This is a genomic window from Sphingomonas sp. TX0543 (assembly GCF_048565505.1).
GTDB lineage: Bacteria > Pseudomonadota > Alphaproteobacteria > Sphingomonadales > Sphingomonadaceae > Sphingomonas.
Genome location: NZ_JBLZUS010000002.1, coordinates 1,948,362 through 1,972,837, shown reverse-complemented (window position 1 = coordinate 1,972,837; position 24,476 = coordinate 1,948,362). Strand labels below are relative to the sequence as shown.

Here is a 24,476-nt window from a genome sequence, read left to right as displayed (position 1 = left end):
CGGTTTCCGGCGGCTGACAGCGCGGCCACGACAATGCTAGATACTGGCCTATGCGCATCTTCCTCCCTCTCGCAGCGCTGCTTGCGTTGCCCGCCACAACCGCCACCGCACAGACCGGCACGCCGGCGGCGCAGCCAGCCGCAGCGACGCCCACAGCGCTCGTCAACGTGACGGTTACGACCTCGCTCGGGCCGATCGTCATAGCCGTGGACAAGGAACACGCCCCGATCACGGCGGCGAATTTTCTGAGATATGTCGATCAGAAGCGGCTCGATGGGGTAAACTTCTATCGTGCAGTAAAAATTCAACCAGGCTACGGCTTCGTCCAGTTCGGTGCCGCTAACGATCCCAAGCGCGCACTCCCGCCGATCCCGCATGAGCCGACCAGCAAGACGGGCCTCAGCCACAAGGACGGCGCGATCTCAATGGCGATGGGCAAGCCGGGCACGGCGTCCGGCGATTTCTTCATCATCGTCGGCGATCTCAGCACGATGGACGCAACGGCGACCGAGCCGGGCTATGCGGTTTTCGGCCACGTCGTCAGCGGCATGGACATCATTCACCACATCCTTGATGCCCCCACCTCACCGACGCGTGGCGAGGGCTTGATGAAGGGTCAGATGCTCGAACCGACCATCAAGGTGACGACCGTGCGGCGCGGCCCGCCCGCGCCTTAGCCCGCGAGCGTCAGCATCGTTTCCGCCCGACCGAGCGTGGCGGAGATCACGCCGGGCAGGAGATTCGCGCGATCGATCAGCTCGGCATCCAGCAGGAAGTCGCGGCCGAGCAGCAGCGTCGCCTCCCCGCCATGCGGCAGCCTGATCTTGAGACGCACCTCGCCGCGCGCGCCGCGCTGCCCTTCCAGCAAAGTGGCGAGCGCCGCGACCGCGTCCGCCCGGTCCACGACGATCTCCGCCACGAAGCGCGCGATCGACGCGAGCGATTCGAACGGCTGGAGGCGCTTGATCGAAACACGCGGCTGATCCTCTCCGGGCCGCCGATCCAGTTCTACGGTGGCCAGGCCGCAGGCGCCAGCGCGCGCCGCCTCTTCCAGGTCGGCCGCCACCTGATCGTCGAAGCAGGTGGCGATGAATTGCCCACTCTGGTCGGAGAGCGTCGCCATCATGTAGCGCCGCCCGCGCGCGGACGTCCGCCATCGCGCCTCTTCGACCAGCACGGCCATCGTCGCCCCGGCGCGCGTGCCGTCATCGGGAATCGAAAGCTCGCCCAGCGCCGCGAACTGCCGCGCGCCATGCATCTTGGCGAGATGCGCGTGGCGGTCGACCGGGTGAGCAGAGAAATAGAAGCCAAACGCCTCCTTCTCCTGTTCCATCTTTTGCGCCATCGTCCAGTGGACCGATCGCGGCAGCTTGATCGTGTCGCCCGCATGGCTTGAATCGCCGAAGAGCCCGCCCTGCCCGCTGGTGCGCTGGTCATGCGTGCGCGCCGCTACCGCCAGGATCGTTTCGGCGATCGCAAACACGCCGGCCCGGTTGGGTTCCATAGCGTCGAACGCGCCGCCGGCTGCCAGCGTTTCCAGTTGCCGCTTGTTGACCAGTCGGGGATCGACGCGATGCGCGAGATCGTCGAGGCTCTTGAACCGCCCGCGCTCCTCACGCTCGGCGACGAGGCGCTCCATCGCCCCTTCGCCGACCGATTTGAGCGCCGCAAGCGCATAGCGGACGGCCGGGCGGCCGTGATCATCGACCTCAACGTCGAATTCCGCCTGGCTCGCATTGATATCGGGGGGAAGCAATTCGATGCCCATCCATCGCATATCGTCGACGAACACCGCGAGCTTGTCGGTGAGATGAATATCGTAACACATTGAGGCCGCAAAGAATTCGTGCGGGTAATGCGCCTTCAGCCACGCCGTCTGATAGGTGAGCAGCGCATAAGCCGCTGCGTGGCTCTTGTTGAAGCCATAGCCAGCGAACTTATCGATCAAGTCAAAGAGCTCGTTAGCCTTTGCGGCGGGAATGTTGTTCGTCGTGGCGCAACCCTCGACGAAGATCGCGCGCTGCGCGTCCATCTCCGCCTTGATCTTCTTGCCCATCGCGCGGCGCAACAGGTCCGCGCCACCAAGGGTGTAGCCGGCGAGCACCTGCGCCGCCTGCATCACCTGTTCCTGATAAACGAAAATGCCATAGGTTTCCGCGAGGATGCCTTCGAGCAGCGGATGCGGATAGAGAATATCCTCCTGCCCGTTCTTTCGGCGGCCGAACATCGGGATATTATCCATCGGGCCGGGGCGATAGAGCGCGCCAAGGGCGATGATGTCTTCGAAAACGGTGGGCTTCACCGCCGACAGCGTGCGCCGCATCCCCTCCGATTCCACCTGAAACACGCCGACGGTGTTGCCGGCCTGTAGAAGTTCATAGGTTTCCACATCATCCCAGCCCAGCGCATCGAGATCGATCGAGATGCCGCGCTTCGCCAGCATCTCCACCGCTTTCTTGAGCACAGAGAGCGTTTTCAGACCAAGAAAGTCGAACTTCACCAGCCCGGCGCCCTCGACGTACTTCATGTCGAATTGGGTGACCGGCATGTCCGAACGCGGATCGCGATAGAGCGGCACCAGTTGCGCAAGCGGGCGATCCCCGATCACCACACCCGCCGCGTGCGTGGAGGAGTGCCGCGGCAGCCCCTCCAGCTTCATCGCCAGATCGAGCAGCCGCCGGACATCGTTCTCGTTGGCATATTCGCGCGCGAGCTCGGATACGCCATTCAGCGCTCGCTCCAGCGTCCACGGGTCCGTCGGGTGATTCGGGACCAGCTTTGCGAGGCGATCGACCTGACCGTAGCTCATCTGAAGGACACGCCCGGTATCTTTCAGCACCGCGCGCGCCTTCAGCTTGCCGAAGGTGATGATCTGCGCCACCTGATCCCGGCCGTATTTCTCCTGCACATAGCGGATCACTTCCACGCGCCGCGTTTCGCAGAAATCGATATCGAAATCCGGCATCGAAACGCGCTCGGGATTGAGGAAGCGCTCGAAAAGCAGCCCCAGCCGGATCGGATCGAGATCGGTGATCGTCAGCGCCCAGGCCACCACCGAGCCGGCGCCCGAACCACGCCCCGGGCCGACCGGAATGTCGCGTTCCTTTGCCCATTTGATGAAATCGGCGACGATCAGGAAGTATCCAGGAAAGCCCATCTGGATGATGACGTCGAGCTCGAACTGCAGGCGATCGCGATAGGCCTCGCGCCAATCGTCTCCATCTGCCTGCCCAAGCTGCGCGATGCGCTCCAGACGCTGTTCGAGCCCCGCCGCCGCATCTTGGCGGAGCATCGCCGCTTCGCCGTCGCGATCGCCCGCGAGACTGGGCAGGATCGGCTTGCGCCTGGGCGCGGCTACCGCGCAGCGCCGTGCGACGACGAGCGTGTTCGCGATCGCCTCCGGCAGATCGGCGAACAGCGCCCGCATCTCGTTCGCCGGCTTCATCCAGGCGTCCGGCGAACTGCGCGGCCGGTCGTCGCTCTCCACATAGGTCGAATTCGCGATGCAGAGCATCACGTCATGAGCGTCGAGAAAATCCTGTTCCGCGAAGCAGCACGGATTGGTCGCCACCAGCGGCAGATCGCGGGTATAAGCGAGATCGAGCAGATGCGGCTCCGCGCGCCCCTCCACCTCGTTCAGGCGGCGCACCACTTCTATGTAGAGCCGATCCGGGAACAACCCCAGCAAGCGATCGGCATATGCGTGCGCCCGCGCTGGCTGATCCTCCGCGAAAAGTCGGGCCAGGCCGCCCTCGCCGCCGGCGGTCAGCGCGATCAGCCCCTCCGCGTGACGTGCCAGCGCCGCGAAATCGACATGCGGCACCTGCTCGATCGGGCGATCGAGATGCGCCATGCTGACCAATGCACACAGATTGTCATAGCCCCGCTCATCCTGCGCATAGAGCGCGAGCCAGTCGATGATCGGCGCCACCCCGTCGGGCAGATCCGGGCGGGCAACCCCCAGCATCACGCCTATCACCGGCTGAACGCCCGCATCGCACGCCGCATCCGAATAAGCCATCGCGGCGTAAAGCCCGTTGCGGTCGGTAAGCGCAGCCGCCGGAAAGCCGAGCGCCGCCGCCCGCTTCGCGATCGCCTTTGGCTCGATCGCCCCGTCCAGCATCGTATATGACGAAAAGATACGGAGCGGGACGAAACCGGAATGCGACATCGCGAAACGCTAGCCGCTACCGCGCGATTCGCACAGTCCCGGAACCAAGTTCGCGCGCCATAGTTTCGCTGGTGAAACGGAGGATGGGTGATGACGCTTGCGGCACGTGGCATCGGCTGGGGCTGGATCCTGGCCTTTGGTATCGCCAGCCTCATCCTCGGGGCGGCGGCCATTTTCATGCCGGTGCCGGCGACGTTCGCGGCAACGCTGGTGGTGGGCGCATATCTGATCGCGGGCGGCATATTCGGGTTGCTTGCCGGCGCTTTCGGACGCGGGCACGAGGGGCGCGGCTATGCGATCCTGTTCGGCCTGGTCTCGCTGATCGGCGGCGGGATCATGGTTCTTGAGCCGGCGACCGGCGCTGTATCCCTAACCTTGCTGCTCGCGCTGTGGCTTATCGCGCGCGGCGTGCTTGAACTGGTATGGGGATTCCGATTCCGCCGACGGCGCGGATTGATGATCGTCCTGGGCGTGCTTAATCTGCTGCTCGCGGCATATATCCTTTATTCGATGCCGGTTGCCGCGCTGACGCTGCCCGGCATCGTGCTAGGCATCAGCTTCCTCGTCTCTGGCGCTACGTGGACGACTTTCGCGCTCGATCATCGAGGCGAGCGGGTCGCGCTGGACATCTGAACCGCTACAGCAGCTTCTCGATGTCGGCGACGATATCGGCCGGCTTGGTCGTGGGCGCATACCGCTCCACCACCTGCCCGTCGCGGTTCACCAGGAACTTGGTGAAGTTCCACTTGATCGCCTTCGATCCGAGCAGGCCCGGTGCATCGCTCTTGAGCCGTTCGAACAGCGGGTCGGCGTTTGGCCCATTCACCTCGACCTTGGCGAACACGGGAAACGTGACGTCATAGGTCAGCGAGCAGAAGTTCGCGATTTCCTCCGCGTCCCCCGGCTCCTGCGCGCCGAACTGGTTGCAAGGGAAGGCCAGCACCTCGAAGCCGCGATCGGCATATTCGCGATGCAGTGCCTCCAGCCCCTCATATTGAGGCGTGAACCCGCACTTCGAGGCGGTATTGACGATCAGGAGCACCTTGCCGCGCCAGGTGTCGAGCGAGGCGATGCCCCCGTCCGCGGCCTTGACCTCGAAATCGGTGATCGCTCCCATTGCCCGTCTCCCCTCTGTTCAGCCCCGATGGCGCGCCAGCATATGCTCCAGATTGACACGCACACCCGGCCATTCGCAAGCGATGATCGAGTAGACGACCAGATCGCGCACCCGCCCGTCCATCAGCTGATGCGAGCGCAGCACGCCATCTCGCTTGGCACCGAGCCGCTCGATCGCACGCTGGGAATCACGATTGAACCAGTCGGTACGGATTTGCACCACGTTGCATCCCAATACGTCGAAGGCGTGGGTCAGCAGCAGCTTCTTTGCCTCGGTATTGACGCCGCTGCGCTGGACGGAACGCGCGTAGAATGTGCCGCCGATCTCCACGCGCCGGTTCGGCTCGTTCATGCGCATGAACCGCGTGAGGCCCACAACGCTGCCATCCGGCGTTTCCACCGCGAACGGCATCGCGCGACCATAATCTCGCTCTCGAAACGTCGCCGCCATGAAAGTATCGGGATCGGCGAGCCCGGACACGTTGGTGAAGAAAAGTTCGGTGAGATCGCCGTCCGCCGCGGCCGCGACCAGCGCATCGCGATCCGCCATCGCGAGCGGCCGCAATGTCACATGATTTCCGCGGAGCACCGGCTGATCGCGCCAGGCGCTCATTGCAGCACGCCCTCCTGCAATCGCACCACACGGTCCATTTTCGCGGCGAGTCGCTCGTTATGGGTGGCGACGAGCGCGGCCGATCCCTCGACGCGCACGAGGCGGAGGAATTCGGCCAGAACGATATCGGCGGTATGCTCGTCCAGATTGCCGGTCGGCTCGTCCGCCAGCACCAGCGCCGGCCGATTGGCGAGCGCCCGCGCCACCGCGACGCGCTGCTGCTCGCCGCCGGAAAGCTGGCTCGGCCGGTGCGTCAGCCGATGCCCGAGGCCGAGCGCGGTCAACAAAGCATCAGCCCGCGCTTCAGCATCCCGCTGTGTTGCGCCATGGATGAGTTGCGGCAGCACGACATTCTCGCGCGCGTCGAAATCCGGGAGCAGGTGATGAAACTGATAGACGAAACCCAGGAAATCGCGCCGCACCATCGTTCGCCCGTGCGCGTCGAGCTGCGCCGCTTCCTTGCCAGCGATCCGGATCGAGCCCTCGAACCCGCCCTCGAGAAGCCCGACCGCCTGTAACAGCGTCGATTTGCCGGAGCCCGATGGCCCGAGCAATGCCACGATCTCGCCCGGCGCGACCGACAGGTTCACGCGGCGCAGCACCTCGATCGTCTCGCCGCCCTGAGTGAAGCTGCGCGCGAGACCCGTGGTTTGAAGCACGGCGCTATTCATAGCGCAGCACCTGCACCGGATCGGTGCTTGCCGCCTTGAACGCGGGGTAAAGCGTCGCCAGCACGGTCATCAGCGCGGTAATCAGCACGATCGCGATGATTTCCACCGGATCGGGCTTCGATGGCAGCTCGGTCAAATAGCGGATCGAGGGATCCCACAGGTTCTGCCCGGTTACGAGCTGGACAAAATTCACCACCGCCTGCCGGTAGAACAGGAAGATCGCTCCGAGAACGAGACCTGCGACGATCCCGAGCGCGCCGATCGTCACGCCGACCGTCATGAAGATGCGCACCATCGCACCGCGGGTGGCGCCCATCGTGCGCATGATCGCGATGTCGCGGGTCTTGGCGCGAACCAGCATGATCAGCGAGCTGGCGATGTTGAACGCCGCCACCAGGATGATGATGCACAGCACGGTGAACATCGCGACCCGCTCGACGGCGAGCGCATCGAACAGCTGCGCGTTCATCTGTCGCCAGTCCGAAATCACCGCGAGCCGGCCGACTTTCTGCGCCAGCGGCGCGAGTATCTGGCCCACCTTGTCCGGATTGTCCGTTTGCAACTCGATCATGCCGACCTTGTCGCCCAGCAGGAGCAGCGTCTGCGCATCCTCCATCGGCATGACGACATAGGCCTTGTCGTAGTCATACACCCCGATCTCGAAGATCGCGGCGACCGTATAGCTCACATAGCGCGGCACCGTACCGAACGGCGTCGACTGGCCGGATGGGTTTATCAGCGTGATCTGCGAACCGACGGTCGCGCCCAGCGCCTCCGCCAGCCGTGCGCCGATCGCCACGTTGCTGCTGCCTGGCTTCAGCTCCGCCAGCGAGCCGGCGACGACCTTCTGCCCGATCGTCATATTGGAGCGGATATCCGATACGCGCATGCCACGCACCAGCACGCCTTCCACGCGGCCATTGTAGGAGGACATCAGCGGCTGTTCGATAAGCGGCACGGCGCTGGTGACGCCGGGCGTATCCTTCGCCCAGCGCGCGATCTCCTGCCAGTCGGCGAGGCGCCCGTCGACGCCCTGGACCACGGCATGGCCGTTAAGCCCGACGATCTTGTCGAAAAGCTCGGCCCGAAACCCGTTCATCACGCTCATGACGATGACGAGCGCCGCGACGCCCAGCATCACCGCGCCGAGGCTGAAACCGGCGACGAGAACGATGAACCGCTCGCCCTTGCCTGGAAGGAGATAGCGCCGCGCGATCATTCGTTCATAGCGCGACAGGATCATGCCCAGCCGTCTATCCGCCGATTTCACCGCTGGCAACGGGTGCTGTGGCGGAATCAACACATGCGGTGGACATTCGGTTTAGCTGGCGTTCATTTTGATCGACACGCGACATGCTTGGCCAGTACCACTGCGGGCACTGGCACACAGGCAAATGGCCGTGGTTCGGGGAATTTCGCCGCCTCGCTTCGTAACCGGAGCATGATGGCAGCGATTGGATAGGGGGCTGACGAGCGATCGTCACGCAGGCGCCCGGGTCGGATCACCGACCCGGGCGTTTGTATTTGCGGACTGATCCTTAACGGACGCCGACCGACAAAGTCAGACCGAAGGTTCGCGGATCACCGGGCTGCCCGACGATAAGGCCCGTGCTGCCCGATTGCGTCGCGAGAACCTCGTAGTAATTCTGGTCGAACGCGTTGCGCACCCAGGCGAACACGTTGAATTTGTCCCCCTTGCGATACCCCAGGCGGAAGTTCGAAAGCGAATAGCCCTTGACGTCGGTATAGGGTGACGGCGACGGATTTGACGAGAAATCGGAGCGATAGCTGCCGTCATAGCCAAGATACACCTGCCCCTCACCGACCGGCACGTTGTATTCAGCGCCATAGCTGAACGCCCATTTGGAGACGCCTGGCAGCCGCTGACCGGAGATATCGCAATACGGCAAGCTGCTTCCCGGCGTTCCCGCCGGGGCCGGCGTTCCGACGATCTGACCGTTGACGATCGGGAGCGCCGTGCCGCCCGACAACTCCGGGGCACATGGCGCGTTCGTGAAGCGAACGTATTTCGCGTCGGTGAAAGCTGCGTTGGCATAGAGATTGAGGCCTGAGGTAGGCCGGAATGCCGAATCGACCTCGAACCCGCGCGTCCGCACCTTTCCGGCGTTCGCGAGATAGCCGCGCAACACCGAGAGCTGGAAATTGTTCACCGTCGCCTGATAGTCGGTTATGTCCGTCCAGAATCCCGCGAAGTTGATCGTGGCCCGACGATCGAGCAATTGCGTCTTGAGCCCGATTTCGAAATGGTTGACCTTCTCCGGCTTCACTGTCGCGGTTGAAAGGATCGGGCTATTATTCGGATCGAGCGGCAGACCGGAGAGATTGATACCGCCCGATTTGTAACTGCGCGCAATCGTGGCGTAACTGTGGATGTCGGACGAAAACTGATAGGACGCCGTGAGATCGCCGGATAGATTCCAGTTATCGAAGCTCGGCGTATAGCGCTGCGGCGACAGAACCGAGCACTGATCCTTCACCACGCTGCTTGCCGCCTGCGCCGCGGAGGTGCAGCTAAGAACTAGGCCCGCCCCGGTTGTGACGGTCGAGATATACGATCCGTCCTTCTTGTCGTAATTGAGCCTTGCGCCAGGAGAAATCTGGAACCGGTCCGTGACATGCCAGGTCAGCTTGCCGAACAACGCTGCCGACGTGTTCTTGAAACCGATCGTGTTGCGCGCGGTCAGGCCATTCAGCACTGCCGGGTTCTTGCCGTTGGCGCTCGTCGGATTGAGCAGCCACGCGCTGGCCGCCGGACCTTGCACCTGAAGCCCCTGCGTATCGATTTTCTGGTGGAAATAGAACACGCCTACCGTGTAGTCGATCGCGTGGGTGCCGTTCGAGCCAAGGCGAATCTCCTGGCTGTACTGATCCTGCTGTGAGGGGTTGGCCGAGACAGTGGTGATCGGCAGCCCGATGAAGTCACGATCGTTCGACGGGTTCCAGTTCCAGAACCGCCACGCCGTGACCGAGGTGAGCGTCGCCGGCCCAAGATCCCAGTTCACCACCGCGGAAGCCCCGCCTAATTGCTGCTCCGCGCGCAGCGGCGTATCGACATCGGTCACTCGATCGAAGGCGTCGGTCGACGGGACGCGGTATCCCGCTGCGGCGGCTAGTGCCGCATATTGCCGGTTGGTGGGGCGCTGGGTCGGCGCGACCCGCGCATAATATTGCACGCAGCAATTCGGCGCCTGGCGGTTATAGTCCGCGTATAGCGTGATATCGAGGTTCGGCGCCGCCTGGAACAGCATCTGCCCGCGCAGGCTGAGGTTATCCTGGCTGTTCTGCCACTGCTGCTGCGTCGTGTTCCAGATCGTGCCGCGGCGCGTGGTGAAGGATGCGGAGAGCCGCCCCGCCACGACATCGCCGACCAGCGGGCCGGAAATCGACCCCTTCCCCTGGAAAAAATCGTAATTGCCGCCGGTCAGTTCGAAGCGCGCCTCGGTCTCGAAGCTGGGCTTGCGTGTGGTGATGTTGATCGCACCGGCGGTGGTGTTCTTGCCATAGAGCGTTCCCTGCGGCCCACGCAGCACCTCGATCCGCTCGGTATCCGTGAAATCGAAAGTGGCGGAGGCGATACGGCTGTAATATACCTGATCGACATAGATGCCGACGCCTTGTTCGATCCCGTCGTTGGTGAGGCCGAATGGCGCGCCGAGGCCACGGATATTCGCGGCCGAGTTACGCGGGTTGGTCGAATAGAACTGCAGCGATGGTTGAAGCTGCGTCAGCCGGTTGACGTTATATGCGCCGGTATCCGCAAGCGCCTTGCCGCCGATCACCGAGATCGCGATCGGCACGCTTTGGACTGATTCAGCGCGGCGCCGCGCGGTGACGACGATATCCCCCCCGCCCTGCTGCGCTGGCCCGAGGCGGCCGGGTTCTTCCTGGGAGTCAGTCGATTGCGCGGGTGCCGGCGCCGGGGGGACGGCCGACTGCTCGACGGCCGGGGCGGATTGCGCGGCAATCGAAAGTAATGCGAGCGTGATCGACATGAGTTTTCCCTGATCCGATTCTATTGTCGGCGACGATGTACCGCGGGAATAAATGCCGACCAAGAAAGTAGGTTTTGAGCCTACCCGCTTGAAAACTTCATCACGCCTCCCATTTGTCGGTTGCGCGGCGCCACTGATCGGGCCGCGCGGGATGCCGCGATTTTCGGGCATCTCATGTCGTCAATTCGCTCAACTGGAGGATTTGATATGCGACTGGATCTTACTCCCTATCGCCGCTCGACGATCGGCTTCGATCGGCTTTTCGACCTGCTTGAGACCAACGCGCGCTCGGCTGCCGACAATTACCCGCCCTTCAATCTGGAACGACTTGCCGAGGATCGTTACCGGATCACGCTGGCCATCGCCGGTTTCGGTCGCGACGAGATCGACATCACCGCCCAGCAGAATCTGCTGCTCGTTTCCGGCAAGAAGGCGGAGACGCAGGATAACGGCAATTTCCTGCACGTCGGGATCGCGAACCGCAACTTCGAGCGTCGCTTCGAGCTGGCAGACTTCGTTTTCGTGGAAGATGCCCGGTTGAACGACGGCCTGCTCGTGATCGATCTGGTGCGCGAAGTGCCGGAAGCGATGAAGCCGAAGAGCATCACCATCAAGACCGGCGCACCGCTCGCTGCGGTCGAAATCGACAGCGGCGACGCCAAGGCAGCGTAAGAGCCGAACCGCGGATCGACGCCTCCTTGCTCCCTTTCCGAGGCGTCGCGGGCGTCCGGGCCGAGAGGCCCGGGCGCCTAATCCGTTAAGAACGGGCGGGCGCGGCTACGCTCAGTGCGCGGCGATATGGCCTTCGCGCTTGAGCAATTGTTCGAAGATCGTGGGATCGAGCGGCGCGTGAAAGCGGCAACCGGCCGCGAAATCGTCCGCCCACATCACGTCGGCGCCGACGCGGCCGATCTCCGGCAGCGTCAACCAAATGGCCATGCCCTTGCGCAGCGCCGAATAGGTGTTGAGCTTCGCACCGTGGATCGACAGGTCGATCACCTTGCACAGCGCCCGCGCGAGCCCCCCGGAGTTCAGGGGTGAATCGAGCGAAACCGGCGCGCGCTGAGCGCGGCGCCGGATATCGCTGGGTGCTGGTTCGAATTCCGCTGCAAACATGCCGGGCAACCTAGCCCGGCATGCCTAATGCCGCGTTAACGACGTCACTTGCGGAGCGTCAGCCCGCCACCGAAACGCTTGTTGAAACGCGCGACCTGGCCGCCACTGTCGAGCATCTGGCCACGGCCGCCGGTCCATGCCGGATGCGCCAGCGGATCGATATCCAGCTGCATCGTGTCGCCTTCCTTGCCCCAGGTGGAGCGGGTTTCGAACACGGTGCCGTCGGTCATCTGCACCTTGATGGTGTGATAGTCGGGATGAATGTCTTTCTTCACGTCGTCGTCCTTGAATGTGGCTGGTTTCCGACCAGCCCGAAAGGAAGCGGCGCGCCTAACGCAGGCGCGCCGTAAAGTCAAAACGATCGCTTGCTGTTCACGCCGCCTTGGGCGGGTCGGCGATCATCGCGGTGAAGTTCGCTTCGGCCACGACCTGTTCGTCGATCCTGGCGACGCCCGCGAACTTGCACACGCTGCTGCGCTTCTGCACGAACTCGACCTCGAGACGAAGCAGCACGCCGGGTTCCACCGGCTTGCGAAACTTCGCATTCTCGATCGCCATGAAGTAAACCAGCTTTCCGGATCCGGCGAGGCCAAGGCTTTCCACGGCAAGTACCCCTGCCGCCTGCGCCAGCGCCTCCACGATGAGCACGCCCGGCATGATCGGCCGGCCGGGGAAATGCCCCTGGAAGAAGCCTTCGTTGATCGTCACCGCCTTGATCGCCGCGATCGACCGGTCAGGAACAAGCTCCTCGACCCGATCGACCAGCAGCATCGGATAGCGATGCGGCAGCGCGGCCATCACCCGTGCAATATCGAGCGGGCCGACCGACCCGCTCGTCGTATCGGCCTCGTTCACCGTCCCTGTGGCTTCTTCGTGGCGGGCTGCGCGGGTGCCTGGGCGGGAGCCTGACCCTGCTGACCCTGCTGGCCGGGCTGCCAGTTCGCCGGGGGCGTGATGTTCACGCTTGGCACGAGGCGATTGAGCTCCGTGGTGACGTCGGCAGTGATGTCACCGGCCGGATCGAGGTGGACGACGTCGTTCGGGCCGAGCACGATGCTCGCACGCTTCCGGGTCGCCGCGGCGTCGATCGCGGGTTTCAGCTGCTGCTGGATCTGCTCGATCGCATAGCCGCGTGCGCGCGCGTAAGGCGTCGTCATCCGCTGCAGCTCGGCGTTGCCTGCCTGCTCCTTGGCCTGGATCGACTGGACCTGCGTCTGCAGCTGCGCCTGCGGCACATTCGCCTTCTGGTCGCTCTGAAGCTTTGCGACGAGCGGCTGCAGTTCGGTGGCGATCGCCTGACGGCGCGCCTCGGCCTGATCCAGGGTCGCCTTGTACGTTGTCTGGAGCTGGCCGGCAGCGGTCTTCCAGGCGTTGCTGCCCGCAACGGCACCGTCCGGATCAACGACGGCGATGCCGTTGACCTGGGCGTGCGAAACGCCCGCGAGCAGCGCGCCGGGTGCAAGCAGCGCCGCGGCGATCAGCATGGTCTTCTTGCTATTCATCAGAACTGAGTCCCTACGTTGAAAGTTACAAGCTTCTTGTCGTCGCCAGGCTGGGTCAACAATGCCTTGGCGATATCGATGCGCAGCGGGCCGAACGGCGATGTCCAATTCACGCCGAAACCAACCGAAAGGCGCGGGCTGGCCGTGCCGCCATAGAAGGTTTCCTTGAACGGCTGCGACGCGATCAGCGCGGTATTCGGGATGATGCCATTACACTTCCCGCTTGGGTCGGGCACGCCGGCCGCGCAAATCGTCGTGACCGATAAACCGGCGGCGTTTGTATAACTGAACAGCGGTTGCCCGCTTTCGTTGGTTTTCGGCAGGGCAAGCACCGTTCCGTCGGCTGCGACCGGGAAAACCGCTGTCGGCAACGGGCGGGTGATGCTCCACAGGCTGCCCGCCTGAACATAGATTGACGGCCGCAGCCCGAGCTCGCGCGCGCCCGAGCCGAGCGGAATTTCCAGCTCGAGGCGGCCGAGATAATAGGCCTTGCCGCCCAATGCGTCGTCGACGATCTGGTTCTTGTCGGTGATCAGCACCTGCTTGCCGGTAGAATCGGTCGTGTAATATTGCCGGATCACACGCGGCCCGACGCCGCGAATATCGAAGCCGCGGAATTGCGGCTCGCCCAGATAAAAGCGATCGGTGATGCGCACCGAATCGATGCCAGGCCCGCGGCTGGACTCCAGCGACTTGATGAAGCCGCCCTCACCCACCACCGACAGGACAAACCCCTTGCCGACGCCCCAGTATTTCGCGCCTTCCGCGCGCGTCCGGATATAGCGCACGTCGCCGCCCAGCCCCGCGAAGTCCTGGCTGAACGAGAAGCGCGATCCAGCCGTCGGCCGCAAGCGGCTGTTCAAACTGTTGTAGATTAACGAATAGCCGACCGATGACGTCCAGCGATTGCCAAGCGAATCGCACAGATAACGCCCGGCCTGCAGCGGATCGCACTTGTCACCCGGGCTATTGCCACGAATGCCGTCGCCGTTGAGATCCGTGTAATATGTTGCCTTGTCGAGCCCGACCTCGTCATAGGAGAGGCCGTAGCGGCCCGACAATGACCAGTATTCGTTCAGCGGCACGCCCGCGCGGATCTGGAAGCCGGTCGATGTCTGGCTGTATGTGGTCTGGCGATCCGTGCCGACATAATTGAACGCGTTGTAATCGCGTCGGAACAGATCGACGCCCAGCGCGATGTTCTTGTCGAACAGATACGGTTCGGTAAAGCCAAGCTCCACCGACTTGGAATAGGCCGAGTAATTGACGCCCGCGCGAAGCTCCTGCGCCTTCCCGCGGAAATTCGATTGGGTGATGTTCGCCTGGATGATGAAGCGTTCGAGGCTCGAATAACCCGCCGAAAGCTGAAGCTGGCCGGTCGCCTTTTCCTCGACGTTAGCCTCCAGCACCACGCGGTCGGGTGACGAACCCGGCGTCTGCTTGAGTTCGAACTTGTCCTGGAAATAGCCCAGGCTGTTGATGCGATCGGTCGATCGCTTCACCTGAAAGCTGTTGAACGCGTCGCCTTCGGCGAGGCGCACTTCGCGGCGGATTACCTTGTCCTGCGTCTGCGTGTTCCCGGTGATCTCGACCCGCTCGACATAGGTGCGCTGGGCCTGGCCGATGTGGAAGTTGATCGACATCGTCAGCGCATCGCGATCGCGCTGGAATTCCGGGTTCACATCGGTGAAGGCATAGCCGAACAGGCCAGCCGTCTGGCTCAGGCTGTCAACGGTATCCTCAACCTTCTTCGCGTCATACCAGTCGCCCTTCTTGATCGAGAGCGTCTTGGCCATGCCCTTGTTGTCGAAATCGCGGATATCGCTGTCGACGTTCACATCGCCGAATTTGTAGCGCGGACCTTCCTCCACCACGTAGGTGATGATGAAATCACGCTTATCCGGCGTAAGCTCCGCCACCGCGCTGGTGACGCGGAAATCGGCATAACCGTTGGTGAGGTAGAACTGCCGCAGCTTCTGCTGGTCATAGGCCAGCCGATCCTGATCGTAGGACGTGTTCGACGACATAAGGCGGAAGAACCGCGATTGCTTGGTCGCCATCGTGGAGCGAAGCTTCGAATCCGGGAACACCTCGTTGCCGATGATGTTGATCTGCCGAACCTTGGATTTGGGGCCTTCGCTGATCTCGAAGACCACATCGACGCGATTCTGGTCCAGATTGACCATCTTCGGATCGACGCTGGCTGCGAACCGGCCCTGACGCCGATACAGCTCGATGATCCGCGCAACATCCGCGCGCACCGCCGACCGGGTGAAGATCTGGCGCGGCTTGAGCTTGATCTCCTTGGTGATCTTGTCTTCCTTGAGGCGCTTGTTGCCCTCGAGGATCACACGGTTGATGATCGGATTCTCGCGCACGCGCAGCACGATGTCGCCCGTCTCGGCACCCGCGACCGTCACATCGGCGAACAGATCACTCGCATAGAGATCCTTGATCGCCTGATCGAGCGTTTCGTTGGTATATTGATCGCCAAGGCGCAGCTTGGTGTAGCTGAGCACTGTCTCCGGCTCGATCCGCTGCGAGCCATCGACGCGCAGGGTCTTGATCGTGCGCACCACTGGCGCCACGGCAGGCGCCACGGGAGCAGCCTGCGCCGGCGCCTGCTGCTGCCTGGCTGCGGGCGGCGCCTTGGGTGCGGACTGCGCGGCGGCCGCCAGGGGCACGCCGGCAAGCATGGTCCCGGCGAGCAGCAGCGCCACAGGTTGCGGGCGTAGAGTTGTCGTCAAAGCCTTCACCAATCCACCCCGAAGAAACACATATCGACCGCGTGTCGCGCGCCCTGCCCCACCTTGCTCACCCGATCAAGCCAGCCAGACTGCGCCACAAACCGAAATTGCCAAGATCATTGAACGTCACCAGCAGCATGAGAGCGAATATCGCGGCCAGCCCACCACGATAGGCCAATTCCTGCGCCTCCGGTCCCACCGGGCGGCGACGGAGAGCTTCTATCGCATAAAAGAGCAGGTGCCCACCATCCAGTGTCGGAACTGGCAGCAGATTGATGAACCCGAGATTGATCGATACCAAGGCGATCAGGAAGACGAACGCCTCCATACCCAGCGAAATCTGCTCGCCGGACACCTTCGCGATTGAAAGTGGCCCGCCCAGTTCCTTGACAGAACGGCGACCTGAAATCACCTGCCCTACCGTCTCGACCATCATTGACACGATCTGGCTGGTCTGCCGCACCGCGATCAACGGAGCCTCCAGCGGGCCGATCTGCCGTCGCACCGGCGTCGCGGCGCCGATCCCAAGCTGCCCGACGCGATATTCGTTGCCGAAGCGATCACGCTCTAGCCGCAGACCGATCATCGTCGTGCCGGCAAGCCGGGCGCCATTGCGCACGTAATCGATGCGCACACTCTCTTCAGGACGGATCCGCGAATAGCGCGCCATGTCATCGAAAGTTTCGACGGAGCGCCCGTTAAGCGCGGTGATGCGATCGCCGGGACGAAGCCCGATCTGCGCGGCCGCCGAATTGGGCACGACCACTCCGACAACGGTTGGCGTAACGCTCTGGCCATAGGCCAGCGCGAAGCCCGCCAGAATCAATATCGCCGCGAGAAAATTCACCACCGGGCCGGCGGCGACGATGATCGCGCGCTGCCAAACCGGCTTGGCCTGAAACGTGCGCTGGCGCTCATCCGCCGGCAGCGCGAGCCATTCGGCCGACGGCTGACTTATCGCGTTCATGTCCCCGGCGAAGCGGACATAGCCGCCAAGCGGAACCCAGCCGATCTTCCAGCGCATGCCGCGCCGATCAGTCCAGCCCGCAAGCTCGCGGCCAAAACCAATTGAGAAAACGTCACATTTAACGCCAAAGAAGCGCGCGGCAAGATAGTGGCCCATTTCGTGAATGAAAACGAGCGGGCCGATCACCAGCACGAATGCCAGCAACGACAGCAGAAGGCCCGGGGACTGAATCAAGCGACGCGTTCCTTCACACGCTCCGCCGCCAATCGCCGCGCTTCACGGTCGATATCCAGCACCGCATCGAGCGTTTCAGGCGCGGGCGGGTCGAAGCGCTCCAGCGTATCGGCGACGATTGCGGCAATTTCGAGGAAACCCGCGCGACCGCCCAGGAACGCCGCCACCGCGACCTCGTTCGCCGCGTTAAGGATCGCCGGCCGCGCGCCGCCCGCCTCGAGCGCGGCGCGGGCAAGCGCTAGCGCAGGAAAGCGCACCGGATCGGGTGCCTCGAAATCGAGCCGGCCGATACGCACGAGGTCAAGCGGCTCATTTGGCGTCACCATTCGATCAGGCCAGGCCAGCGCGTAGGCGATCGGGGTGCGCATATCGGGGGTGCCGAGCTGCGCGAGCGTCGAACCATCGACATATTCGACCATCGAATGGATCACAGACTGGCGATGCACGACGATATCGATCTGATCGCCGCCGAGCGGAAAGAGGTGAAACGCCTCGATCAGCTCCAGCCCCTTGTTCATCATGGTCGCCGAATCGACCGAGATCTTCGCGCCCATCGACCAGTTCGGATGCGCGACCGCCTGCGCTGGCGTTATATCGGCCATCTGCTCGAGCGAACGATCGCGAAACGGGCCGCCACTGGCGGTGAGGATGATGCGGCGGATACGGTTCGTCAGCCGCGCGTCGAGGCACTGGAAAATCGCATTGTGCTCGCTGTCGACCGGCAGCAGGGTCGCGCCATGATCGGCCACCGCCGCCTTCATGACGTCACCCGCGGAAACCAGCGCCTCCTTGTTCGCGAGCGCGATCGTGCCGCCGGCGCGGATCGCTGCCATCACCGGGCGCAGCCCTGCACAGCCGACGATCGCCGCAACCGTCACATCGGCGCCCGCTCCGGCCGCCGCTGTCACGGCGTCCGCCCCGCCCGCTGCGTCGATGCCGGAGCCGGCAAGCAGCGTGCGCAGCGCGGGTAGAAAGGTTTCGTCCGCGATCACCGCCACTTCCGCCCGCGTGCGGATCGCGGCCGCAGCAAGCTTGGCCACGTCGCTGTTGGCGGTCAGCGCGCGGATGCGGAAGCGCTCCGGCGCACGCTCGATAAGGTCGAGGGTCGAGGTGCCGACCGAGCCGGTCGCGCCTAGGATAGTTACTGATTTCATGATGGATAGAAATGCGGGATGATGACGACAAAGGCCGCGACCGGCGCGACCGGCACGAGTCCGTCGAGCCGATCCATTACGCCGCCGTGTCCGGGGATGAGCGCGCCGGAATCCTTCACCCCGGCGCGGCGTTTCAGCCAGCTTTCATAGAGATCGCCGGCCTGAGACAGCACCGCCAGCGCCGGTGTCGCCAGCGTCATCCGCCACGGCAGGCCGAAGCGCCAGTGCATGAACATCCCGAACAGGCTTGCCGCCGCTACTCCGCCAAGCAGCCCCGCCCACGTCTTGTTCGGGCTGATCGCCGGCGCGAGCTTCGGTCCGCCGATGGTGCGGCCGGCGAAATAGGCACCGATATCGCATGCCCAAACCAGCGCCAGCGCCCACAGCGTGAACACGAGCCCCTCATGCTGGCGGCGCAGGAAAACGAGCGCGAGCACGGGCAGTCCGCAATAGACGACCCCTATCGCAAGGCGCGACCGGCGCGACACGATCGCGACGAAGAAAGCCGCGCCGCCGATGAGGCCGAGCGAAAAGAAATCGTGCGGCACGATCGTCAGCGATGCCGGCGCCATCACCGCGAGCGGCACGGAAAGCGCGAATTGCGCCAGCCGCGTCTCGCGCGCGCCAGCATGATCGAGGCCGCCCCATTCGTGCAGCATCACCAGCGCGCCGACCACCGCGAGAAGCCAGAAGGCGATGCCGCCAAGCCACAGCGCGCCAAGCGCGATGCCGATCATTGCAAGGCCCGCCACGACGCGTTTCTGCAGGTCTGAGCCCTTCGCCGTCACAAGCCCCCGAACCGTCGCTGGCGCCGCCCGAAATCCGCCACCGCCGCCTCCAGATCCGCCGCGCCGAAATCGGGCCATAGCGTGTCGACGAACAGCAGCTCGGCATAGGCGGCCTGCCACAGCAGGAAATTGGACAGACGGTGCTCGCCGGAGGTGCGGATCAGCAAATCGAGCGGGGGGAGATCATGGGTTTCAAGTTCGCGCTCGACCATGCCAGCGTTGATCGCTGCCGGGTCAAGATTGCCGGCCGCAGCGCGGGCAGCCAGCCGCTGAGTGACGGCGATCAATTCCGCTTGTCCGCCATAATTGAGCGCGATCACCAGCAGCGGGCCGTTATTGTCCACGGTGCGTGCGATCGCATCGTCGATCAGCGACACCACGTCGGCGGGAAAGCGACGAAAATCCCCGATCACGCGCAGACGGACATTTTCGCGGACCAGCTCCGCCAGATCGGATCGGATGAACAGGCGTAGCAGACCCATCAGGTCGCCAACCTCCTCCTCCGGCCGGCGCCAGTTTTCGCTCGAGAACGCATATAGCGTCAGCGCCTCGATCCCCATCGCACGCGCCGCGCGGCTTACCGCGCGCACCGCCTCCACGCCGGCGCGATGCCCCGCGACGCGCGGCAGGAAACGCTTCTTCGCCCAGCGGCCGTTCCCGTCCATGATGATCGCGACATGGCGCGGCAGGCTACCGCCGTCGCTCACGAGAGCGGGCGCGCTACTCATGGACGCATCCATATCAAGACCGGACGGCGAGATGCGGTCACTTGCCGAGAATTTCCTTCTCCTTCGCCGCCGCCGCCGCATCGAGATCGGCGATCGTGCTGTCGGTCAGTTTCTGCACTTCGGTTTCGTGCCGCTTGCGCTCGTCCTCGCCAAAGACGCCCTTCTTCTCGTCGGTCTTGAGCGCGTCCATGCCGTCACGACGCACATTGCGCACGGCGACGCGCGCCTTCTCGGCATATTGGCCGGCAAGCTTCGCCAGTTCCTTCCGACGCTCCTCAGTGAGATCGGGGATGGGCAGGCGCAACGTCTGTCCGTCATTGATCGGATTGAGGCCAAGCCCCGCAGAACGGATCGCCTTTTCCACCGGCCCCACGTTCGACTTGTCCCACACCTGAACCGACAGCATCCGCGGCTCCGGCGCCGATACCGTGGCGACCTGGTTGAGCGGCATGTGCGCGCCATAAACCTCGACCGTCACCGGATCGAGCAGCGAGGTGGAGGCACGGCCGGTGCGCAGCCCGCTCAGATCGCCTTTCAGCGACTCCACCGCGCCATGCATCCTGCGCTCCAGATCCGCCTTGTCATAGGCCGCCATCACTTGGTCTCCTGTTCGTTGCGAACGACCGTCGACACTCCTTCACCGCGCAGGACGGCAGCGAAATTGCCGTGCTCGCGGATATTGAAGACGACGATCGGGATATTGCTGTCACGACACAAGGCGATGGCACTCGCATCCATGACCTTCAGATTCTTCGATAGAACCGTATCGTAACTTACTGATTCATATCGCGTCGCGGTGGACACCTGCTTCGGATCCGCGTCATAGACGCCATCGACCGACGTGCCCTTGAACAACGCGTCACAGCCCATTTCGGCCGCGCGCAGCGCCGCGCCGCTATCGGTCGTGAAGAACGGTGAGCCGACGCCCGCCGCGAAGATCACGACGCGTCCCTTTTCCAGATGCCGCGCGGCGCGGCGGCGAATGAAAGGTTCGCAGACCGATTGCATCGGGATCGCGGATTGCACGCGCGTATCGACGCCGATCTGCTCGAGCGCGTTCTGCACTGCGAGCGCGTTCATCACCGTCGCCAGCATGCCCATGTAATCGGCGGTCGCGCGTTCGAACCCCTGCGCCGCCGCCGCCAGACCACGGAAGATATTGCCGCCGCCAACAACAATGCACAGTTCATAGCCCTCGGCCTTCACGCCGGCGATCTCCTCAGCCACGCGCGCGGTGACTGCAGGGTCGATCGTCTTGCCCCCCTCGCCCATCAGGACTTCGCCCGAAAGTTTCAGGAGGATGCGTTTGTAGCGGGGGTTGGTCATGCGTTCCGAAACTGTTGGAGACAAGGCGCCGGACCTTAGGCGGGGCGGCATGAGGCCGCAACCATCGAATACCCGCACGTATCAGCCGTAGTTTGATAAACGTCACCCCGGCATGGGAGTCCGGGCATCGGCCTGATCGCTCTATCGCCGCGACGGCCAATGCCCCGATCCCCGCCGGGGTGAGATTGTTGCGAGGAAGGGCCGGCCTCCCCCGATATTATCAGGCGGCAGGCTCGGCCTGCTTCTGCGGCACGCCGGATGCGGCGGCCACTTCGGCGGCGAAATCGGACTGCTCCTTTTCGATGCCTTCGCCCAGCTGGAAGCGCACATAGTCCTTCAGCACGATCGCGGCGCCGGCGTCCTTCGCCGCCTTCGCCACCACGTCGCTGATCTTGGTCTTGCCATCCATCACGAACAGCTGGCTGACCAATGCATGCTCCTTGCGGTATTTCGCGATCGATCCCTCGACCATCTTGGCGATGATCTCGGCGGGCTTGCCGCTCTCGGCCGCCTTCTCGGTCGCGATCGCGCGCTCGCGCTCGATCTCTTCCTCGTCGAGGTCGTCCTCGTTCAGCGCCTTCGGGAAAGCCGCCGCGACGTGCATCGCAAGCTGCTTGCCCAGCCCCTGGAGCACGTCGTTCGACGCGTCGCTCTCCAGCGCGACGAGAACGCCGATCTTGCCGAGGCCCGGAGCCTGCTGGTTATGGACATAGCCGACCACCGCGCCCTGCGAGACTTCCAGCTTCTTCGCACGGCGAATGTTCTGGTTCTCGCCGATCGTGGCGATGTTGTTGGTCAGCACTTCCTCGACGGTCTTGCCGGCCAGCGACGCCGCCTTGATCGTGGCGATATCGTCGCCGAGTTCGAGCGCCACCGAAGTGACGTCGCGCACGAAGGTCTGGAACTGGTCGTTCTTCGCGACGAAATCGGTCTCGGAATTCACCTCGACCGCCGCGCCCTTCGTGCCGGAAACCTCGATACCGACAAGGCCCTCGGCCGCAGTGCGGCTGGATTTCTTGGCGGCTGCCGCGAGGCCCTTGGTGCGCAGCCAGTCGAGCGCCGCGTCGGTATCGCCGTTCGTCTCGTTGAGCGCCTTCTTGCAGTCCATCATGCCCGCGCCGCTCTTCTCGCGCAGGTCCTTGACCATCGAAGCCGTGATGTCGGCCATGTTCGTGTCCTCGATTTATTGATCGGTTCGTTCCGATCCCGCCGGAACGCGCTCCGCTTAATCTGGTGTCGCGAAGAGCGCCGACAAGCTCGGCCGATCGGAAGAGAAGGCCGGCCCGTAGGCCGACCGTGTTTCAGTTACGCGTCAGCCTGCACAGCGGGCTCTGCCTCGACGGCCAGCGCTTCCTCGGCTGGCGGCTCGGCGAGCGCGCCGATATCCGCACCGCCGCGCCGCTGCTGCTCCTGATTGCCGCGCGTGGAGGCGATCGCCACCGCCTCGCAATACAGGCGGATCGCGCGGCTCGCGTCGTCGTTCGCGGGCACCGGGAAGGCGATGCCGTCCGGCGACACGTTCGAATCCAGGATCGCGACGACCGGAATGCCGAGTGTGTTGGCTTCCTTGATAGCCAGCTCTTCCTTGTTGGCGTCGATCACGAACATCACGTCCGGGATGCCGCCCATGTCGCGGATGCCGCCCAGCGACAGCTCGAGCTTGTCGCGCTCACGGGTGAGCTGGAGCACCTCCTTCTTGGTCAGACCGGCGGTATTCCCGGAAAGCTGCTCCTCGAGGCTCTTGAGGCGCTTGATCGAGTTCGAGATCGTCTTCCAGTTGGTGAGCATGCCGCCCAGCCAGCGATGGTTGACGAAATGCTGGCCCGCGCGGCGCGCCGCGTCCGCGATCGGCTCCTGCGCCTGGCGCTTCGTGCCGACGAACAGCACCTTGCCGCCCGCCGCGACGGTGGACGACACGAACTCGAGCGCACGCGCAAAGAGCGGCACGGTCTGCGACAGATCGATGATGTGGACGCCGTTGCGGTCACCGAAAATATACGGCTTCATCTTCGGGTTCCAGCGATGGGTCTGGTGGCCGAAATGCGCGCCGGTCTCGATAAGCTGCTGCATCGTGACGACAGGTGCCGCCATAGGGTATTTCCTTTCCGGTTATGCCTCTGGGAAGCGGAATGACGATCGGCTGCAAGCCGACGCACCGGTGATGATGCTTCCCATGCGGAGTTGAGGGCGCGGCGTTAGCGCACCTCGCTGCCAAAAGCAATCGCTTGACGAAATGGAACAAACGTGGAACATGAAAAACCGAACAGAGCGGGAACGAGCGGTCGCTTGGAACCTCTGGACATCAATATGCGTCTTGATCCGGAACGGATCGGTGACGCTACAGGAGGCGAAAACGATGTTTCTTCTGGCAATCGCGATTTTTGGCTCCGCTGCCGGCGTCACCGCTTATGCCCTGCTGGCCACGCTGACGCCCAACATCGCGAAGATCAGATTCGCGCTCTTGGGGCAGTCTCGGCTGGCCGCCGCGCTCGCCGCGGAAATGCCGCGCCTGGAAAAGCGCTCGGCGGTCAGGCGCCGGTCGGGTCCGCAGCCTCGGTCGACAGCGCCGCTGCGCGCTGCCGCCTGATCCGCGCATAGTTCGCGATGCTGAACGGCATCGAGAGAAGGTATGCGATGCATAATGCCGTGGCGGTGTGCCATGGGGTCGACACTGCGGCGGCGCCAAGCACCACCACCCCCGCCAGCACTTCGAAGCGAATGTTCCTGCGGAGGCGGAGCGAACCCCAGGAATAGGTGGCGAGACTGGAGATCATCAGCAACGCCACCAGCGCGGTCCATGGCGCGACAAGATACGGGGACCGCAGCCAGGTCTCGCCCGTCCAGAACCAGAGGAACATCGGCAGCAACGCGAGGCCCGCACCGGCAGGCGCAGGCACGCCGGTGAGGAAGCCGGCGGATTTGTGCGGCTGCTCCGTCACGTCGATGTTGGCGTTGAACCGCGCGAGGCGGAGCGCGCAGAACACCGCCAGCATAAGCGCCGCGGTCCACCCGAATCGCGGCAGCGCTGACAGGGACCACAGATAAAGGATCAGCGCGGGCGATACGCCGAACGAGATCGCGTCGGCGAGCGAATCGAGTTCCGCGCCAAACCGGCTTTGGCCGCGCAGCATCCGCGCGATGCGTCCATCCAGCCCGTCCAGCACCCCGGCGAGCAGGATCATCGCGACGGCGAGTTCCCACCACCCCGAAACAGCAAACCGCACACCGGAAAGCCCCGAACACAGCCCAAGCGCGGTGACCGCATTGGGCAGCACCGCACGCAGCGGCAGTCCGCGCAGCCGGCGCTGCGGCTGTCTCACCGGTAATCGC

Annotated in this window: 24 protein-coding genes; 4 read left to right on the top strand and 20 right to left on the bottom strand. The window is 63.8% G+C overall.

What is annotated here, in order from left to right; all coding sequences use genetic code 11:
• Nucleotides 1-50 precede the first annotated feature (50 nt).
• Nucleotides 51-677 (top strand): peptidylprolyl isomerase, encoded by a 627-nt coding sequence (locus ACM61V_RS10080; RefSeq protein ID WP_137785628.1) that lies wholly within the window; start codon nucleotides 51-53, stop codon nucleotides 675-677.
• Here ACM61V_RS10080 and dnaE read toward each other — a convergent pair.
• Complete coding sequence (dnaE, locus tag ACM61V_RS10075) at nucleotides 674-4,171, bottom strand: DNA polymerase III subunit alpha (protein WP_419713963.1); 3,498 nt, start codon at nucleotides 4,169-4,171, stop codon at nucleotides 674-676. The two genes, ACM61V_RS10080 and dnaE, sit on opposite strands and share 4 nt — an antisense overlap.
• A gap of 90 nt (nucleotides 4,172-4,261) precedes the next feature.
• Here dnaE and ACM61V_RS10070 point away from each other — a divergent pair, with 90 nt between their 5' ends.
• Nucleotides 4,262-4,804, top strand: a complete 543-nt coding sequence (locus ACM61V_RS10070) for an HdeD family acid-resistance protein (protein ID WP_137785630.1) — start codon at nucleotides 4,262-4,264, stop codon at nucleotides 4,802-4,804.
• Nucleotides 4,805-4,808: 4 nt separating this feature from the next.
• On the opposite strand, the gene ACM61V_RS10065 is transcribed toward ACM61V_RS10070, so the two are convergent.
• From ACM61V_RS10065 to ACM61V_RS10045, 5 genes are all read right to left on the bottom strand, one after another.
• A complete protein-coding gene (locus ACM61V_RS10065) occupies nucleotides 4,809-5,288 on the bottom strand; it encodes a glutathione peroxidase (protein WP_137785631.1) in 480 nt (159 codons plus the stop codon).
• An 18-nt stretch (nucleotides 5,289-5,306) separates the two neighbouring features.
• Entirely contained in the window at nucleotides 5,307-5,900 is a 594-nt protein-coding gene (locus ACM61V_RS10060; RefSeq protein WP_137785632.1) for a GNAT family N-acetyltransferase, read from the bottom strand.
• Nucleotides 5,897-6,571, bottom strand: a complete 675-nt coding sequence (locus ACM61V_RS10055; RefSeq protein WP_137785633.1) for an ABC transporter ATP-binding protein — start codon at nucleotides 6,569-6,571, stop codon at nucleotides 5,897-5,899. Before ACM61V_RS10055 ends, ACM61V_RS10060 begins: the two co-directional genes overlap by 4 nt.
• Nucleotides 6,564-7,814, bottom strand: a complete 1,251-nt coding sequence (locus ACM61V_RS10050; protein ID WP_137785634.1) for a lipoprotein-releasing ABC transporter permease subunit — start codon at nucleotides 7,812-7,814, stop codon at nucleotides 6,564-6,566. The genes ACM61V_RS10055 and ACM61V_RS10050 overlap by 8 nt, the downstream gene beginning before the upstream one ends.
• Nucleotides 7,815-8,109: 295 nt before the next feature.
• The gene (locus ACM61V_RS10045) at nucleotides 8,110-10,584 is read right to left on the bottom strand and encodes a TonB-dependent receptor (RefSeq protein ID WP_137785635.1); all 2,475 of its coding nucleotides are present in this window, start codon (nucleotides 10,582-10,584) and stop codon (nucleotides 8,110-8,112) included.
• Between the two features lie 207 nt (nucleotides 10,585-10,791).
• On the opposite strand from ACM61V_RS10045, the gene ACM61V_RS10040 reads away from it, so the two are divergent.
• Complete coding sequence (locus tag ACM61V_RS10040; protein ID WP_137785636.1) at nucleotides 10,792-11,256, top strand: Hsp20 family protein; 465 nt, start codon at nucleotides 10,792-10,794, stop codon at nucleotides 11,254-11,256.
• A gap of 111 nt (nucleotides 11,257-11,367) precedes the next feature.
• On the opposite strand, the gene ACM61V_RS10035 is transcribed toward ACM61V_RS10040, so the two are convergent.
• The 13 genes from ACM61V_RS10035 to rpsB all read right to left on the bottom strand — a co-directional run bounded on the left by ACM61V_RS10035 (nucleotide 11,368) and on the right by rpsB (nucleotide 23,237).
• The gene (locus ACM61V_RS10035) at nucleotides 11,368-11,700 is read right to left on the bottom strand and encodes a PilZ domain-containing protein (protein WP_137785637.1); all 333 of its coding nucleotides are present in this window, start codon (nucleotides 11,698-11,700) and stop codon (nucleotides 11,368-11,370) included.
• A gap of 44 nt (nucleotides 11,701-11,744) precedes the next feature.
• The gene (gene rpmE, locus ACM61V_RS10030; protein ID WP_137785638.1) at nucleotides 11,745-11,975 is read right to left on the bottom strand and encodes a 50S ribosomal protein L31; all 231 of its coding nucleotides are present in this window, start codon (nucleotides 11,973-11,975) and stop codon (nucleotides 11,745-11,747) included.
• 97 nt (nucleotides 11,976-12,072) lie between these two features.
• Nucleotides 12,073-12,555, bottom strand: coding sequence for a 3-hydroxyacyl-ACP dehydratase FabZ (fabZ, locus tag ACM61V_RS10025; protein ID WP_137785639.1), 483 nt, complete (start codon nucleotides 12,553-12,555; stop codon nucleotides 12,073-12,075).
• Nucleotides 12,552-13,184 carry an OmpH family outer membrane protein gene (locus tag ACM61V_RS10020; RefSeq protein WP_249341422.1) on the bottom strand — a complete coding sequence of 211 codons (633 nt, stop codon included), beginning with the start codon at nucleotides 13,182-13,184 and terminating at the stop codon, nucleotides 12,552-12,554. Before ACM61V_RS10020 ends, fabZ begins: the two co-directional genes overlap by 4 nt.
• 17 nt (nucleotides 13,185-13,201) lie before the next feature.
• Nucleotides 13,202-15,898 (bottom strand): outer membrane protein assembly factor BamA, encoded by a 2,697-nt coding sequence (gene bamA / locus ACM61V_RS10015; protein ID WP_137785929.1) that lies wholly within the window; start codon nucleotides 15,896-15,898, stop codon nucleotides 13,202-13,204.
• A gap of 118 nt (nucleotides 15,899-16,016) precedes the next feature.
• The gene (gene rseP, locus ACM61V_RS10010; protein WP_137785641.1) at nucleotides 16,017-17,150 is read right to left on the bottom strand and encodes an RIP metalloprotease RseP; all 1,134 of its coding nucleotides are present in this window, start codon (nucleotides 17,148-17,150) and stop codon (nucleotides 16,017-16,019) included.
• Nucleotides 17,147-18,304 (bottom strand): 1-deoxy-D-xylulose-5-phosphate reductoisomerase, encoded by a 1,158-nt coding sequence (locus ACM61V_RS10005; protein ID WP_137785642.1) that lies wholly within the window; start codon nucleotides 18,302-18,304, stop codon nucleotides 17,147-17,149. Before ACM61V_RS10005 ends, rseP begins: the two co-directional genes overlap by 4 nt.
• Nucleotides 18,301-19,056, bottom strand: coding sequence for a phosphatidate cytidylyltransferase (locus ACM61V_RS10000; protein ID WP_283214514.1), 756 nt, complete (start codon nucleotides 19,054-19,056; stop codon nucleotides 18,301-18,303). Before ACM61V_RS10000 ends, ACM61V_RS10005 begins: the two co-directional genes overlap by 4 nt.
• A gap of 32 nt (nucleotides 19,057-19,088) precedes the next feature.
• A complete protein-coding gene (locus ACM61V_RS09995) occupies nucleotides 19,089-19,820 on the bottom strand; it encodes an isoprenyl transferase (RefSeq protein ID WP_137785644.1) in 732 nt (243 codons plus the stop codon).
• Nucleotides 19,821-19,857: 37 nt separating this feature from the next.
• Nucleotides 19,858-20,415: a ribosome recycling factor gene (gene frr / locus ACM61V_RS09990; RefSeq protein WP_137785645.1), complete on the bottom strand. Its 558-nt coding sequence runs from the start codon at nucleotides 20,413-20,415 to the stop codon at nucleotides 19,858-19,860.
• Nucleotides 20,415-21,146 carry a UMP kinase gene (gene pyrH, locus ACM61V_RS09985; protein WP_137785646.1) on the bottom strand — a complete coding sequence of 244 codons (732 nt, stop codon included), beginning with the start codon at nucleotides 21,144-21,146 and terminating at the stop codon, nucleotides 20,415-20,417. The genes frr and pyrH overlap by 1 nt, the downstream gene beginning before the upstream one ends.
• 220 nt (nucleotides 21,147-21,366) lie before the next feature.
• The gene (gene tsf / locus ACM61V_RS09980; protein WP_137785647.1) at nucleotides 21,367-22,314 is read right to left on the bottom strand and encodes a translation elongation factor Ts; all 948 of its coding nucleotides are present in this window, start codon (nucleotides 22,312-22,314) and stop codon (nucleotides 21,367-21,369) included.
• Nucleotides 22,315-22,451: 137 nt separating this feature from the next.
• Nucleotides 22,452-23,237 carry a 30S ribosomal protein S2 gene (gene rpsB / locus ACM61V_RS09975; protein ID WP_137785648.1) on the bottom strand — a complete coding sequence of 262 codons (786 nt, stop codon included), beginning with the start codon at nucleotides 23,235-23,237 and terminating at the stop codon, nucleotides 22,452-22,454.
• A 142-nt stretch (nucleotides 23,238-23,379) separates the two neighbouring features.
• Here rpsB and ACM61V_RS09970 point away from each other — a divergent pair, with 142 nt between their 5' ends.
• A complete protein-coding gene (locus ACM61V_RS09970; protein ID WP_137785649.1) occupies nucleotides 23,380-23,733 on the top strand; it encodes a hypothetical protein in 354 nt (117 codons plus the stop codon).
• Here ACM61V_RS09970 and ACM61V_RS09965 read toward each other — a convergent pair.
• Nucleotides 23,675-24,466, bottom strand: a complete 792-nt coding sequence (locus ACM61V_RS09965) for a CDP-alcohol phosphatidyltransferase family protein (protein WP_137785650.1) — start codon at nucleotides 24,464-24,466, stop codon at nucleotides 23,675-23,677. The genes ACM61V_RS09970 and ACM61V_RS09965 overlap by 59 nt on opposite strands.
• Nucleotides 24,467-24,476 lie beyond the last annotated feature (10 nt).

Excerpts from the sequence above, each read along its gene's own strand:
- ACM61V_RS10080 (WP_137785628.1), top strand. The coding sequence starts at position 51 with ATGCGCATCTTCCTCCCTCTCGCAGCGCTGCTTGCGTTGCCCGCCACA.
- dnaE (WP_419713963.1), bottom strand. The coding sequence starts at position 4,171 with ATGTCGCATTCCGGTTTCGTCCCGCTCCGTATCTTTTCGTCATATACG.
- ACM61V_RS10070 (WP_137785630.1), top strand. The coding sequence starts at position 4,262 with ATGACGCTTGCGGCACGTGGCATCGGCTGGGGCTGGATCCTGGCCTTT.
- ACM61V_RS10065 (WP_137785631.1), bottom strand. The coding sequence starts at position 5,288 with ATGGGAGCGATCACCGATTTCGAGGTCAAGGCCGCGGACGGGGGCATC.
- ACM61V_RS10060 (WP_137785632.1), bottom strand. The coding sequence starts at position 5,900 with ATGAGCGCCTGGCGCGATCAGCCGGTGCTCCGCGGAAATCATGTGACA.
- ACM61V_RS10055 (WP_137785633.1), bottom strand. The coding sequence starts at position 6,571 with ATGAATAGCGCCGTGCTTCAAACCACGGGTCTCGCGCGCAGCTTCACT.
- ACM61V_RS10050 (WP_137785634.1), bottom strand. The coding sequence starts at position 7,814 with ATGATCCTGTCGCGCTATGAACGAATGATCGCGCGGCGCTATCTCCTT.
- ACM61V_RS10045 (WP_137785635.1), bottom strand. The coding sequence starts at position 10,584 with ATGTCGATCACGCTCGCATTACTTTCGATTGCCGCGCAATCCGCCCCG.
- ACM61V_RS10040 (WP_137785636.1), top strand. The coding sequence starts at position 10,792 with ATGCGACTGGATCTTACTCCCTATCGCCGCTCGACGATCGGCTTCGAT.
- ACM61V_RS10035 (WP_137785637.1), bottom strand. The coding sequence starts at position 11,700 with ATGTTTGCAGCGGAATTCGAACCAGCACCCAGCGATATCCGGCGCCGC.
- ACM61V_RS10020 (WP_249341422.1), bottom strand. The coding sequence starts at position 13,184 with ATGCTGATCGCCGCGGCGCTGCTTGCACCCGGCGCGCTGCTCGCGGGC.
- bamA (WP_137785929.1), bottom strand. The coding sequence starts at position 15,898 with ATGCTTGCCGGCGTGCCCCTGGCGGCCGCCGCGCAGTCCGCACCCAAG.
- ACM61V_RS10005 (WP_137785642.1), bottom strand. The coding sequence starts at position 18,304 with ATGAAATCAGTAACTATCCTAGGCGCGACCGGCTCGGTCGGCACCTCG.
- ACM61V_RS09995 (WP_137785644.1), bottom strand. The coding sequence starts at position 19,820 with ATGAGTAGCGCGCCCGCTCTCGTGAGCGACGGCGGTAGCCTGCCGCGC.
- frr (WP_137785645.1), bottom strand. The coding sequence starts at position 20,415 with ATGGCGGCCTATGACAAGGCGGATCTGGAGCGCAGGATGCATGGCGCG.
- pyrH (WP_137785646.1), bottom strand. The coding sequence starts at position 21,146 with ATGACCAACCCCCGCTACAAACGCATCCTCCTGAAACTTTCGGGCGAA.
- tsf (WP_137785647.1), bottom strand. The coding sequence starts at position 22,314 with ATGGCCGACATCACGGCTTCGATGGTCAAGGACCTGCGCGAGAAGAGC.
- rpsB (WP_137785648.1), bottom strand. The coding sequence starts at position 23,237 with ATGGCGGCACCTGTCGTCACGATGCAGCAGCTTATCGAGACCGGCGCG.
- ACM61V_RS09970 (WP_137785649.1), top strand. The coding sequence starts at position 23,380 with ATGGAACAAACGTGGAACATGAAAAACCGAACAGAGCGGGAACGAGCG.